The following is a 13769-nucleotide window of genomic DNA, read 5'->3' as shown; positions in this document are numbered from 1 at the left end:
GAGTAGGACGTTGCCAGGCAAGTAAATAGGATGCGATGAGCCGAGACCGAGAGGTCTCTTTTTTTTTACATAAAAGGAGCTTAACTTCCCAGTTCGAAGAACTGCAAACTGACAAAAGAAAGCGTTTGAAGCTGACGAAGTAAACGAGAGACGAAACGAGCTTACAAGCGGTAAGTGAGTGAGGAAAGCGTGAAATTGAGGAAAGATGCGAACGCTTGCCTGAAGTCAGAAAAGCTGCTTAGCGCCGATGGTAGCTGACTTACGTTCCGCAAGAGTAGGTAAAGAGGAATACATGAGCTAAAGCTCATGCATAAGTCACACTATTCCAATAACATATAAATTCATAAGATATATAAGTGTCAAAGGTAAAAATTAAAATTAAGAAGTGTGACTTTATAGGCAAGTAAATAGGATGCGATGAGCCGAGACCGAGAGGTCTCTTTTTTTTTACATAAAAGGAGCTTAACTTCCAGTTCGAAGAACTGCAAACTGACAAAAGAAAGCGTTTGAAGCTGACGAAGTAAACGAAAGACGAAATGAGCTTACAAGCGGTAAGTGAGTGAGGAAAGCGTGAAAAAGTAAAAGGAATGCATGAGCAAAAACTCATGCATAAGTACCGCTATCTCAATAAATTGAGAGTGGTACTTTACGAACGCTTGCCTGAAGTCAGAAAAGCTGCTTAGCGCCGAAGGTAGCTGACTTACGTTCCACAAGAGTAGGTAAAGAGGAATACATGAGCTAAAGCTCATGCATAAGTCACACTATTCTAATAACATGTAAATTCATAAGATATATAAGTGTGAAAGGTAAAAATTAAAATTAAGAAGTGTGACTTTACAGGCAATCAAGACCCGAAAGGGTCTTTTTTGCATAAAAAGAATTTTAACAGAATGAGTTAAGTTCATGTATCAATATCATTAATTCATAAAGGCGTGATACTTTAAAACTATGGTTTTTAAGTGCACGCATTTTTTTATATTATTATGTTAAAATGTAGAAGATTACAACGTTATACTGTTTTATAAGGTAATGTTAATTTTATTATTTATATAGTGGAATTGTAATGAAACAAGAAATATTGAATTGAAAAGCGAGGATAAGCATGAGCAAATCGTTGTTACATAAATTGAAAGGACTATTAGCTGAAGAACCTATTTCATTACATGTACCTGGACATAAAAATATGACTATTGGGTACTTGAATCAATTGGATTTTAAAATGGATATGACAGAAATTACAGGACTTGATGACTTACATTCTCCTGAGTCAGTAATAGCTGAAAGCATGAAGAATGTTGACAAACACCCTGATTATGATGCTTATTATTTAGTGAATGGTACTACTTCAGGAATATTGTCAGTGATTCAAGCGTTTTCTTCAAAAAATGGTGAATATGCGATAGCGCGCAATGTACATAAGTCTGTATTTCATGCATTAGATTTAATAAAGGCAAAGGCACAATTATTAAAAATGGATATCAGTGACGCTACGAATCAATATCTAGGGCCTGACAAAACGTCATTATATGATCAAGTGAAAGATAGTAAACTAGCAGTGTTTACTTATCCTAATTATTATGGTGAATGTTTTGATATAAAAACTGTTACAGAACTTTTAAAAACTTTGAAAATACCAATGCTAATCGATGAAGCTCATGGTGCACATCTAGGATTTGAACATTTTCCAGAAACGGCATTGAACATGGGCGCGGATTATGTTGTGCAGTCATATCATAAAACACTGCCATCGCTAACGATGAGTTCAGTGATATTTATTCATAAAAAGGCACCTTGTCGAGAAGCAGTCATAAGATATTTATCCTATTTTCAATCTTCTAGTCCATCATATTTATTAATGAGTAGCCTAGAACTGGCACAAAAATTTTATGACGACTATCATAGCGAATACTTTTTTCAAAAGAGAGAACAATTGGTTCAACAATTGGAAAACAAAGGGTTCGAAATTGTTGAGGTTGATGACCCACTAAAACTAAATGTAAGATGTAGAGGGTATCATGGTTACGAATTACAATCATACTTTGAAGCACACCATATTTATGTTGAATTGGCTGATGACTTTCAAGTGTTAATGGTCTTGCCGTTGTGGCATGAAGGTGATCAATTCCCATTTGATGAATTACTATCAAGGATTGAAAAGGTTCAATTAGTAGAAAGACAGCACGATATAAATGTCAGCGTACCGTATAGAACGGGGAGTAGTATGTATTATGGTGGCGAAATACATAATGTGCGGAAAATAGACATTAAATATGCAGAAAATAAAATATTAGCTAATCACATTGTGCCGTATCCTCCTGGTATTCCAATAATGTTTAAAGGAGAAAAAATCACAGAAGATATGGTAAAATTAATGAATTATTGGTGTGAACAGCAACAAAGAGTAGAAGGAATAAAAAATTTTAAAATAGAAATTAAGGATGAATAAGATGTCAGCTTTTATAACTTTTGAGGGGCCAGAAGGTTCTGGAAAAACAACTGTAATACAACAAGTTGCAGAAAAACTCAAACATGAGTATAATATCGTACTTACAAGAGAGCCAGGAGGCGTGAAGACAGGAGAGCAAATAAGAGAAGTATTGTTAGAGGGAGAAGATATGGATGACCGTACTGAAGCATTATTATTTGCTGCATCAAGACGGGAACACCTCGTAGGTAAAGTTATTCCAGCATTAGATAATGATCATATTATTCTATGTGATCGTTATATTGATAGTTCATTAGCATATCAAGGGTATGCAAGGGGTATAGGTATAGAAGAAGTTAAATCTATTAATGAATTTGCTATTAATGGATTATATCCAGACTTAACAATCTATCTAGATGTTAGTGTCGAAGTTGGTAGAGAGCGAATACTAAAAAATCAAAGAAATCAAAATCGATTAGATCAAGAAGATGTAAAATTTCATGAAAAAGTAGTTGAAGGTTATAAAAAGATTATTCATAATGAGTCTGAGCGCTTTATTGTAATTAATGCGGATCAAAGTATAGATAAAGTAGTGAATGCTACGTATGAATCTATCACCAATTATTTAGAAAAATTATGATATAATATTCAAAAGAGGTGTTTAGTATGAAAATGATTATAGCAATCGTACAAGATCAGGATAGTCAGGAACTTTCAGACAAACTTGTTAAACATAATTTTAGAGCGACAAAACTTGCAACAACAGGTGGATTTTTAAGAGCGGGCAATACAACTTTCTTATCAGGTGTAGAAGATAATCGTGTCGATGAAATGCTACAGGTTATTAATGATACTTGTGGAAATAGAGAACAACTTGTATCGCCGATTACCCCGATGGGTGGAAGTGCTGATTCATATATACCTTATCCAGTTGAAGTGGAAGTTGGCGGAGCAACGGTATTTGTTATGCCAGTTGAAGCTTTCCATCAATTCTAAAAACATGGTTGCTGTATATGGTAACTTTTCGACTTACATGTTGCTATTTGATTAGCTAATGCTAAATGTAATTCGTAAAGGCACTATGTATTAGCAGCCTTTTTATATAAAGGAGCAACATTAACATGGATGAACTAGAAAGACTGACAAAAGCATATCAATCTAATAAATTATCGCATGCATATTTATTTGAAGGTGACGATGGACAGACAATGCAACAAGTTGCGATTGATTTTTCTAAAATGATTTTATGTGGTGGAGAGGATCAATGTCAGTTAAAAGTAGAAACATTTAATCATCCAGATTTTATGTATGTGTCTTCTGAGGAAACAACCATTAAAAAAGATCAAATAGAGCAATTAGTGCATCATATGAATCAATTACCTATTGAAGGAAATTATAAAGTCTATATTATAGAATCCTTTGAAAAATTAACCATTCAAGGTGAAAATAGTATACTAAAATTTCTTGAAGAGCCTCCAGATAATACCATTGCCATTTTATTAACTACAAAACCAGAGCAAATTTTAGATACGATACACTCAAGATGCCAACATGTTTATTTTAAACCAATTAATAAATTGAATTTTATAGATAGATTAGTTGAGCGAGAAATCACTCGACCTGTTGCGGAATTGTTAAGTGCCTATACAACACAGATAGAGACTGCAGTTGCGTTAAACGAAGACTCAGATTTAATGGCTTTGCGCAAAAGTATCATCAAATGGTGTCAGTTAATATTAAAAAACCGTTCAATGGCATTAATAGCAGTTGTCGATTTATTAAAACAAGCTAAAAACAGACGTTTACAGTTATTATCGTTGGCAGCGGTTAACAGTTTCTTTGAAGATATTATGCATGCTAAAGTAGGATTAGAAGAAGCAATGATATTCCAAGATTTACAGGTTGAAATTAAACAATACGCACAAGATTTATCATATAATCAGATTGTTTTAATGTTTGATCAGTTAACAGAAGCACATAAAAAATTAAATCAAAATGTAAATCCAACATTAGTATTTGAACAAATCGTTATAAAAGGGGTGAAATAATTATGCAAAATGTAGTAGGCATACACTTTCAACACTTAGGCAAAATGGAATATTACGCACCACAAAATTTTGACTTAGGCTTGGGCGACTGGGTTGTGGTCGAATCAAAGCGAGGATTAGAAGTTGGACGAGTGAAGTATGAACCATTAAATGTAGCTGACGAAGATGTAGCGTTGCCATTAAAACAGATTGTTCGTAAGGCTACTGAAAAAGATATTATGCAATATGAACAAAATGAATATGATGCTAAAGATGCTTTGAATTTGTGCAAAGATATCATTCAACAACAGGATTTAGATATGCGCCTAGTGAATTGTGAATTTACTTTAGATAAATCGAAAGTTATTTTTAATTTTACATCAGATGAGCGTGTAGATTTTAGAAAGTTAGTGAAGGTTTTAGCTCAAAAGCTGAGAACAAGAATAGAATTAAGACAAATTGGCGTTAGAGATGAAGCGAAATTATTAGGGGGAATTGGACCTTGTGGTCGCTCGTTATGTTGCTCTACTTTTTTAGGGGATTTTGAACCAGTTTCGATAAAGATGGCTAAAGATCAGAATTTATCGCTAAATCCTTCAAAGATTTCTGGTGCTTGTGGCCGTCTTATGTGCTGTTTAAAATATGAAAATGATTATTATGAAGAAGCGAGAGCTCAGTTACCAGATGTTGGAGATGTCATTGAAACACCAGAAGGTAATGGTAAAGTAGTGGGCTTGAATATTTTAGATATCTCTATGCAAGTTAAAGTAGAGGGTCTTGAGCAACCATTAGAATATAAAATGGAAGAATTAGAAACATTAAAGTAGGAGGCCGTGACAACATTGAATCGAAGCGACATATTTGAAAATCTAGCTCATTTAGAGGAAAACATTAATCAAATTAATCGTGACATGTTAAATTTAAAAAATCTTACAGTAGAATTAATTGAAGAAAATGTCGCCTTACAAATCGAAAATGAGAATTTAAAAACATTAATAGATAAAGAAGAAAAAACTAAGAAAATAGAAAACGGTAAAAAAGATCAACCTAAACGCCCATTACGTAGTAAAGATAATTTAGCGATGTTATATAAAGAAGGTTTTCATATATGCAATGGAGAGCTATTTGGTAAACATAGAAAAGGCGACGACTGTTTGTTTTGTCTTGAAGTACTAAGTGAATAGTATCAATGTTTTTCATACAAATAAAAAATATGGAGTTGAGGATGAGAAAAGCGATAGGCTTCATTAGCGAAGCATCGTAGGCTCATCCTCTTTTTTGGAGGTTACAAAAATGTTATTGCAAAACGAAAGGTATGATTTTTTACTAAAAGAGAAATTAGAAATTATACAAAATGATGATGTCTTTTCATTTTCAACGGATGCTTTGTTACTCGCGCATTTTACAAAAATAAAGAAAAAGGACGTTATTATGGATTTATGTTCCGGTAATGGCGTTATTCCTTTACTGTTATCTCATAAAGGTAATCAGTTTATTGAAGGTATCGAAATACAAGAACAATTAGTGCACATGGCGAAAAGAAGTATTGCTCATAATCATCTAACCGATAGAATTCATATGTATCATATGGATTTGAAGCAAGCACATCATACGTTTAAACCAGCACAGTATAGTCTTGTTACATGCAATCCGCCTTATTTTAAAGTCAATCAACAATTTCAACATCAAAAAGATGCACATAAAATAGCTAGACATGAGATAATGTGTACATTGGATGATTGTTGTTTTGAGGCACGACACTTATTGAAAGAAGGCGGAAGATTTTTAATTGTGCATCGTGCTGACCGTCTTATGGATGTCTTAAGCAGTATGAGACATTACCGCATAGAACCTAAAAAGCTTTATTTTATTTATAGTAAGCCGGGTAAAGTAGCACAAACAATTGTAGTTGAAGGACGAAAAGGTGGTAACCAAGGGTTAGACATACAGCAACCATTCTATATTTATAATGAAGATGGAACATATTCAGAAGAAATGAGAGAAATCTATTATGGATAAGCATTATATATATATCGTTAGATGTAAAGATGGAAGTTTATATACAGGTTATGCAAAAGATATAGAACAAAGAATAGCAAAACATAATAGCGGTCAAGGTGCTAAATATACTAAAATAAGACGGCCGGTAGAGTTAGTTTATCAAGAAATGTTTAATACTAAATCAGAAGCTTTGAAGCGGGAATATGAAATCAAAACATTTACCAGAGAGAAAAAATTACAGTTGATAAGTGAGGCGTAGAAGTATGGCGACATTGTATTTAGTAGGCACACCGATTGGAAATTTAGCTGATATTACATATAGAGCAGTTGATATATTACGTACAGTAGACTTGATTGCATGTGAAGATACACGAGTGACAAAAAAGCTTTGTGCACATTATGATATACATGCACCGTTGAAATCCTATCACGACCATAATAAAGCGCAGCAGACAGAATATTTAATCCAACAATTACAGGAAGGGATTGATATTGCGTTAGTGTCAGATGCTGGGCTACCTTTGATAAGTGATCCTGGATACGAACTTGTTGTAGCTGCAAGAAATAATGGAATCAGAGTTGAGACTGTACCGGGACCAAATGCTGGATTGACTGCATTAATGGCAAGTGGATTACCTTCATTTACATACACATTTCTTGGATTTTTACCAAGGAAAGAAAAGGCAAAATATGATTTGTTAGAACAACGCATGTTTCAAGATAGTACATTGATTATTTATGAATCACCGCACCGTGTTAAAGATACATTAAAGGCAATTTATAAAATAGATGCGCAACGAAATGTGTCAATAGGTAGAGAATTAACAAAAAAATTCGAAGAAATTATCACGGACAAAGTTGGAAAATTACTAATGAAACTAGATGAAGGCGACATACTTACAAAAGGTGAATTTGTCATCATTATTGAAGGGGACATTGCAGTAGAAGATACGTCTTGGTTTGAAGATATGTCGATACATGAACACGTTGAGCACTACATTAATAAAAATATGAAACCTAAAGCAGCGATTAAACAAGTTGCTGAAGAAAGACAAATGAAGACAAGTGAAGTATATGATATATATCACAATGTATAAAATTAGGCTAACAAATCTCAGCGTTAAAAAGAAAATAGAAGAATAGATTTTTTGAAATTTTATCAATAAAATCAAGTGAAAAATTCCCATAACAAGCTTGATTTATGGTAATGTAGATAAGATAGAGATTATTTATCGTGTTGTAAAATGAGTGGAAATAGACGAGGGACAAATACTTAATTTTATACTACATCAAACGTATTAAAATGATTAATAAATATAAAATGAACACTTATCTGCTTCATTGAAAATAAAAATAAATTTAGATATATTTAAAGTGAGAGAAACGAGGAGGAACATTGATGGCGAAAGAAACATTTTATATCACTACACCTATATATTATCCGAGTGGGAATTTACATATCGGTCATGCATATACAACTACAGCTGGTGATGTCATCGCACGTTATAAAAGAATGCAAGGCTATGATGTTCGATATTTAACAGGAACGGATGAACATGGTCAAAAAATACAAGAAAAAGCGCAAAAAGCAGGGAAATCAGAATTGGATTATTTAGATGAAATGATTTCAGGCATCAAAGCGTTATGGAAAAAATTAGAGATATCCAATGATGACTTTATTCGTACAACAGAAGCACGTCACAAAGAAGTTGTACAACAAATATTTGAACGCTTATTGGCGCAAGGTGACATATATCTTGGTGAATACGAGGGTTGGTATTCTGTACCGGATGAAACGTATTATACTGAAACACAACTTGTTGATCCTGTATATGAGAACGGTGCAATTGTCGGAGGTAAAAGCCCTGATTCTGGACACGAAGTAGAATTGGTAAAAGAAGAAAGCTATTTCTTTAATTTATCTAAATATACTGATCGCTTATTAGAATTTTATGATGAAAATCCTGATTTTATTCAACCACCATCTCGTAAAAATGAGATGATTAATAATTTCATCAAACCAGGATTAGAAGATTTAGCAGTATCTCGTACATCGTTCGATTGGGGAATCCATGTTCAATCGAATCCGAAACATGTGGTTTATGTATGGATTGATGCACTAGTAAACTATATTTCATCACTTGGCTACTTATCAGATGATGATAGCTTGTTTAAAAAATATTGGCCTGCAGACATTCATATTATGGCGAAAGAAATTGTTAGATTCCATTCTATCATTTGGCCGATTTTATTGATGGCTTTAGACATTCCATTACCTAAAAAGGTCTTTGCTCATGGATGGATTTTAATGAAAGATGGCAAGATGAGTAAATCAAAAGGAAACGTAGTAGATCCTAATGTGTTGATTGATCGTTATGGCTTAGATGCAACACGCTATTATTTAATGCGTGAGTTACCATTTGGTTCTGATGGTGTATTTACGCCAGAAGGATTCGTAGAACGCACAAATTATGATTTGGCGAATGATTTAGGTAACCTAGTTAACCGTACCATTTCAATGGTTAATAAATACTTTAATGGCGAACTACCAGCTTATGAAGGTCCTAAGCACGAACTCGATGAAGAAATGGAACAATTGGCGCTTGATACTGTGAAAACATTCCATGAAAATATGGATAATTTGCAATTCTCAGTAGCGCTTTCAACAATATGGAAATTTATAAGTAGAACGAATAAATATATTGATGAAACGACGCCTTGGATTCTAGCGAAAGATGAGAACCAGAAAGAAATGCTCGGCAATGTTATGGCTCATTTAGTAGAAAATATTCGTATCATTGCAGTGTTATTAAGACCATTCTTAACAAATGCACCAAGACAAATTTTTGAACAGCTAAATATCAATTCACCTGAATTATATGAATTTAGCAGTATTAAACAATATGGTGCATTAACCGAGCCAATTATGGTAAGTAGTAAGCCACAACCTATTTTCCCACGCTTAGAAAGTGATGCTGAAATAGAATATATTAAGCAATCTATGCAACCAGATAAGGTGGAAGAAGCGAAAGCAGAAGTACCTAGTAAATCACAAATTGATATCAAAGATTTTGATAAAGTAGAAATCAAAGCAGCAACGATTATTGATGCAGAGAATGTAAAAAAATCTGACAAATTATTAAAAATCCAAGTTGATTTAGATAATGAACAACGTCAAATTGTTTCAGGTATTGCCAAGTTCTATCAACCCGAAGATATTATCGGCAAAAAAGTTGCGGTAGTTACCAACTTGAAGCCAGCTAAATTAATGGGACGAAAATCAGAAGGTATGATTTTATCTGCTGAAAAAGATGGTGTACTTACACTGGTAAGTCTTCCGAATGCAATTCCAAATGGTGCAGTAATTAAGTAATCATAGATAAAGGGAGCGATTTAATATGCTAATCGATACACATGTTCATTTAAATGCAGAACAATACGATGAAGATTTAGAAGCGGTTATTGAGCGTGCAAGAGATAATGGCGTAGATCGTATGTTTGTAGTAGGCTTTGATACACCAACCGTTGAACGTACGATGGAGTTAATAGATCAATATGACTTTATATACGGTATTATTGGATGGCACCCTGTAGATGCTATTGATTGCACAGAAGAAAGATTGGCATGGATAGAAAAGTTGGCAGCACATCCTAAAGTTATTGGAATTGGTGAAACTGGCTTAGATTATCATTGGGATAAGTCTCCAAAAGATGTCCAACAAGCCCTTTTTAGAAAGCAAATTGCACTAGCTAAGCGTGTGAATCTACCAATTATTATTCATAATAGAGAGGCGACACAAGACTGTGTGGATATTTTAAAAGAAGAGCATGCAGAAGAAATCGGCGGTATTATGCATAGTTTTAGTGCTTCTCCTGAGATTGCTGACGATGTCATTAATAAATTGAATTTCTATGTATCATTAGGAGGCCCTGTTACATTTAAAAATGCAAAACAGCCTAAAGAAGTTGCTAAACATGTACCATTCGATAGATTATTAGTTGAAACAGATGCACCGTTCCTATCGCCACATCCTTATAGAGGGAAGCGAAATGAACCAGCACGTGTAACTTTAGTAGCTGAGCAAATTGCTGAGTTACGTGAAGTTAGCTATGAAGACGTTTGTCGTCAAACGACTGAGAACGCTGAACGTTTGTTTAAATTAAAAGCATAAAGATATTATTTTAAAGGTATCGGTCTGAAATATGGCTTAGTTGGTCTAGTGAATACTAAGAGTAACCATAATTTATGCCGATACCTTTTTAATTTTTCTAAAATGAAGTAAAAACGAAAGGTGTCACAATAAATGAAGATAAATGAATTTATTGTAGTAGAGGGCAGAGATGATACAGAGCGGGTCAAAAGCGCTGTGGATTGCGACACAATTGAAACAAATGGAAGTGCAATTGACGAAAAGACTTTAAATGTGATTGCACAAGCATATGAAACTCGAGGTGTCATTGTTCTAACAGACCCTGATTTCCCAGGTGATAAAATTCGTAATACGATAAAAAAATATATTCCAGGGGTTAAACACGCTTATATTGATCGAGAAAAAGCTAAAAGTAAACGTGGTAAAATAGGTGTCGAACATGCGAAAATTGAAGACATAAAAGAAGCTTTGATTTATGTAAGTACACCATTCGAAGAGGGTCATGAAAGTATCAGTAAGGAAGTTCTGATTGATCTTGGATTAATAATTGGTAAAGACGCGCGTAGAAAAAGAGAAATTTTAGGAAGAAAACTTCATATCGGTCATTCTAACGGCAAACAACTACTTAACAAGTTAAATGCTTTTGGTTATACAGAAGAAGATGTTAGAAATGCCTTGAAAGATAATAAAGGAAGTGAAAAATAATTGGATATGAAAGATATTGCCACACCATCGCGAACAAAGGCACTTTTAAATCATTATGGTTTTAGTTTCAAAAAAAGTTTAGGACAAAACTTTTTAATCGATGTCAACATTATTCATAATATTATTGATGCCAGTCACATAGATGAACGAACAGGTGTTATTGAAGTAGGACCGGGCATGGGATCATTGACAGAACAATTAGCCAAAAGTGCAAAAAAAGTGATTGCATTTGAAATTGATCAACGCTTAATACCAGTATTGAATGAAACAATGGCACCATATAACAATGTTACAGTAATCAATGAAGATATATTGAAAGCGGATATTGCGCATTATGTGACACATGAACTAGCAGATTGTGACCAAATTTTAGTTGTTGCTAACTTACCATATTATATAACTACACCTATTTTATTAAACTTAATGCAACAAAAATTACCGATTGATGGTTATGTGGTTATGATGCAAAAAGAAGTTGGTGAGCGATTAAACGCCGAAGTAGGCACGAAAGCTTATGGCTCCCTTTCTATAGTCGCACAGTTTTATACAGAAACGAGCAAAGTGCTGACTGTGCCCAAAACGGTATTTTTACCACCACCAAACGTAGATTCAATCGTTGTGAAATTAATGAAACGTGATCAACCACTTGTCGATGTAGACGATGAAGATAAGTTTTTCAAAATGTCAAAAGCCGCATTCGGACAAAGAAGAAAAACCATTAACAATAATTATCAAAGTTTGTTTGTGGATGGAAAAGCAAATAAAGAAATCATTGTGAATTGGTTGGAAGCCAGTGGCATTAACCCTAAAAGACGGGGAGAAACACTTTCTATAAAAGAATTTGCAAAATTATATAATGAATTGAAAAATTTCCCAGAATTAGCATTTTAAATGATTGACAACTGCGTTTCACCTTGCTAAAATTGATGTTTATTTGACAAAATCGCGCTAAATGTGTTATTATACAACTTGTAGCGAGGTGGAGCAATATGCCAAAATCTATTGGAGACATCAAAAATTCACTTGATTGTCAATTAGGAAACCGTATTGTACTGAAAGCGAATGGTGGTCGTAAAAAAACAATTGAGCGTAGCGGTGTTTTAAAAGAAACGTACCCATCCGTTTTTATTGTTGAACTAGACCAAGATATTCATAATTTTGAGCGTGTATCATATACATACACTGACGTTTTAACAGAAAACGTACAAGTTTCTTTTGAAGATGATAATCATCAAGAAGCAATTGCACACTAAATAGCAGTAATATAAATTGAAATTTTGGTTAAAGCAACCATATTTTTATTTAAGACATTAATATGAGATTGATTAGAAAAAGGTATGTTGGTGAATAATCATCAATATACCTTTTTCTTTTTGAAATAATATAAAGCGCATCAGAATTAGGGAGATATAGTTTTGTTACGTCAAAATATTAATGTAAAATAAGGAATTAACCGCTTATTTTATATGTCAGATTAATTTAAGTCATAAGTAAGGTAAATTGGATAAATAACTTATAAATTTTAAAAAAAGAATAACGCAAGTATAACAATATGTTAAAATCATTTTATTACCATATCGAATTGAAAGAGGGTGGGAATATGATTTATGAGACTGCGCCAGCAAAAATAAATTTAACGTTGGACACACTCTTCAAACGAGATGATGGTTTTCATGAAGTTGAAATGATTATGACAACGATTGATCTTAATGATCGTTTATCTTTTGAACTGCGAAAAGATAAAAAAATAGTTGTAGACGTAGAACAAAGTTATGTTCCCTCCGATAATAAAAATTTGGCCTACAAAGCAGCAGCGTTAATGAAAGAAACTTATAATTTACAGCAAGGTGTGACGATTACGATAGATAAAGATATCCCAGTTTCAGCTGGCCTTGCAGGTGGATCGACAGACGCCGCTGCAACATTGAGAGGAATGAATCGACTATATAAGTTAAATAGACCTTTAGAAGAACTATGTGAGTTAGGAATACAAATAGGCACTGATATTCCTTTTTGTATATATGGGAAAACTGCTTTTTGTAGAGGGAAAGGTGAGTTAATTGGGTTTATGAACAAACCACCGTCGGCATGGGTTATTGTTGCCAAGCCAGATATAGGCATTTCCTCCCCAGATATTTTTAAAAAGCTAGATTTAACTCAAGAACATGAGGTTTATACTGAAACTTGTAAAGAAGCATTGGATACAGGGAATTATGAATTATTATGTAATAGTCTTTCAAACAGATTGGAACCTATCTCTGGAGAAATGTATTCAGAAATCTATAAAATTAAAGAAAATATGCTTGAAAATGGAGCAGATGGTGCTGTAATGAGTGGGAGTGGTCCAACCGTATATGGATTAACGCAAAAAGAACGACAAGCCAGGCATGTATATAATGCAGTCAATGGTTGTTGTAATGAAGTCTATATTGCAAGATTATTAGGTTAGTGAGAAGGGAT

15 protein-coding genes are annotated in these 13769 nt (G+C 33.6%); all 15 read left to right on the top strand.

The features are described 5' to 3' along the window. The first annotated feature begins 1102 nt into the window (after positions 1–1102). The 15 genes from KA830_RS13390 (at position 1103) to ispE (ending at position 13758) form a co-directional block, all read left to right on the top strand. On the top strand, positions 1103–2446 hold the full coding sequence (locus KA830_RS13390; RefSeq protein ID WP_070039618.1) for an aminotransferase class I/II-fold pyridoxal phosphate-dependent enzyme: 1344 nt from the start codon (positions 1103–1105) through the stop codon (positions 2444–2446). Between the two features lies 1 nt (position 2447). Continuing rightward, entirely contained in the window at positions 2448–3065 is a 618-nt protein-coding gene (gene tmk, locus KA830_RS13385; RefSeq protein ID WP_204180377.1) for a dTMP kinase, read from the top strand. Between the two features lie 26 nt (positions 3066–3091). Next, positions 3092–3421, top strand: coding sequence for a cyclic-di-AMP receptor (locus KA830_RS13380; protein ID WP_046206571.1), 330 nt, complete (start codon positions 3092–3094; stop codon positions 3419–3421). 125 nt (positions 3422–3546) lie between these two features. Continuing rightward, the gene (locus KA830_RS13375; RefSeq protein ID WP_064209943.1) at positions 3547–4473 is read left to right on the top strand and encodes a DNA polymerase III subunit delta' C-terminal domain-containing protein; all 927 of its coding nucleotides are present in this window, start codon (positions 3547–3549) and stop codon (positions 4471–4473) included. 2 nt (positions 4474–4475) lie between these two features. Then, positions 4476–5279: a PSP1 domain-containing protein gene (locus tag KA830_RS13370; protein WP_210134304.1), complete on the top strand. Its 804-nt coding sequence runs from the start codon at positions 4476–4478 to the stop codon at positions 5277–5279. Positions 5280–5294: 15 nt separating this feature from the next. Next, positions 5295–5636 carry a DNA replication initiation control protein YabA gene (yabA, locus tag KA830_RS13365; RefSeq protein ID WP_046206568.1) on the top strand — a complete coding sequence of 114 codons (342 nt, stop codon included), beginning with the start codon at positions 5295–5297 and terminating at the stop codon, positions 5634–5636. Positions 5637–5745: 109 nt separating this feature from the next. Continuing rightward, positions 5746–6471: a tRNA1(Val) (adenine(37)-N6)-methyltransferase gene (locus KA830_RS13360; RefSeq protein ID WP_145381807.1), complete on the top strand. Its 726-nt coding sequence runs from the start codon at positions 5746–5748 to the stop codon at positions 6469–6471. Beyond that, positions 6464–6712, top strand: a complete 249-nt coding sequence (locus KA830_RS13355) for a GIY-YIG nuclease family protein (protein ID WP_204180378.1) — start codon at positions 6464–6466, stop codon at positions 6710–6712. Before KA830_RS13360 ends, KA830_RS13355 begins: the two co-directional genes overlap by 8 nt. A gap of 4 nt (positions 6713–6716) precedes the next feature. Continuing rightward, on the top strand, positions 6717–7550 hold the full coding sequence (rsmI, locus tag KA830_RS13350; RefSeq protein ID WP_204180379.1) for a 16S rRNA (cytidine(1402)-2'-O)-methyltransferase: 834 nt from the start codon (positions 6717–6719) through the stop codon (positions 7548–7550). Between the two features lie 302 nt (positions 7551–7852). Beyond that, positions 7853–9826, top strand: a complete 1974-nt coding sequence (gene metG, locus KA830_RS13345; RefSeq protein ID WP_046206564.1) for a methionine--tRNA ligase — start codon at positions 7853–7855, stop codon at positions 9824–9826. 25 nt (positions 9827–9851) lie between these two features. Then, entirely contained in the window at positions 9852–10625 is a 774-nt protein-coding gene (locus KA830_RS13340) for a TatD family hydrolase (protein WP_046206563.1), read from the top strand. A 132-nt stretch (positions 10626–10757) separates the two neighbouring features. After that, positions 10758–11309 (top strand): ribonuclease M5, encoded by a 552-nt coding sequence (rnmV, locus tag KA830_RS13335; RefSeq protein ID WP_046206562.1) that lies wholly within the window; start codon positions 10758–10760, stop codon positions 11307–11309. Between the two features lie 6 nt (positions 11310–11315). Further along, the gene (rsmA, locus tag KA830_RS13330) at positions 11316–12200 is read left to right on the top strand and encodes a 16S rRNA (adenine(1518)-N(6)/adenine(1519)-N(6))-dimethyltransferase RsmA (protein ID WP_169926878.1); all 885 of its coding nucleotides are present in this window, start codon (positions 11316–11318) and stop codon (positions 12198–12200) included. A 98-nt stretch (positions 12201–12298) separates the two neighbouring features. Beyond that, positions 12299–12562, top strand: a complete 264-nt coding sequence (gene veg, locus KA830_RS13325) for a biofilm formation stimulator Veg (protein ID WP_019467722.1) — start codon at positions 12299–12301, stop codon at positions 12560–12562. 347 nt (positions 12563–12909) lie between these two features. Continuing rightward, positions 12910–13758 (top strand): 4-(cytidine 5'-diphospho)-2-C-methyl-D-erythritol kinase, encoded by an 849-nt coding sequence (ispE, locus tag KA830_RS13320; protein WP_046206560.1) that lies wholly within the window; start codon positions 12910–12912, stop codon positions 13756–13758. The last annotated feature ends 11 nt before the right edge of the window (positions 13759–13769 follow it).

The sequence above is a fragment of the Staphylococcus sp. GDY8P119P genome, assembly GCF_017892075.1.
Taxonomy (GTDB): domain Bacteria; phylum Bacillota; class Bacilli; order Staphylococcales; family Staphylococcaceae; genus Staphylococcus; species Staphylococcus ureilyticus.
Note: the sequence above shows the minus strand (reverse complement) of the source record. Positions and strands in the feature narration are given on the sequence as shown.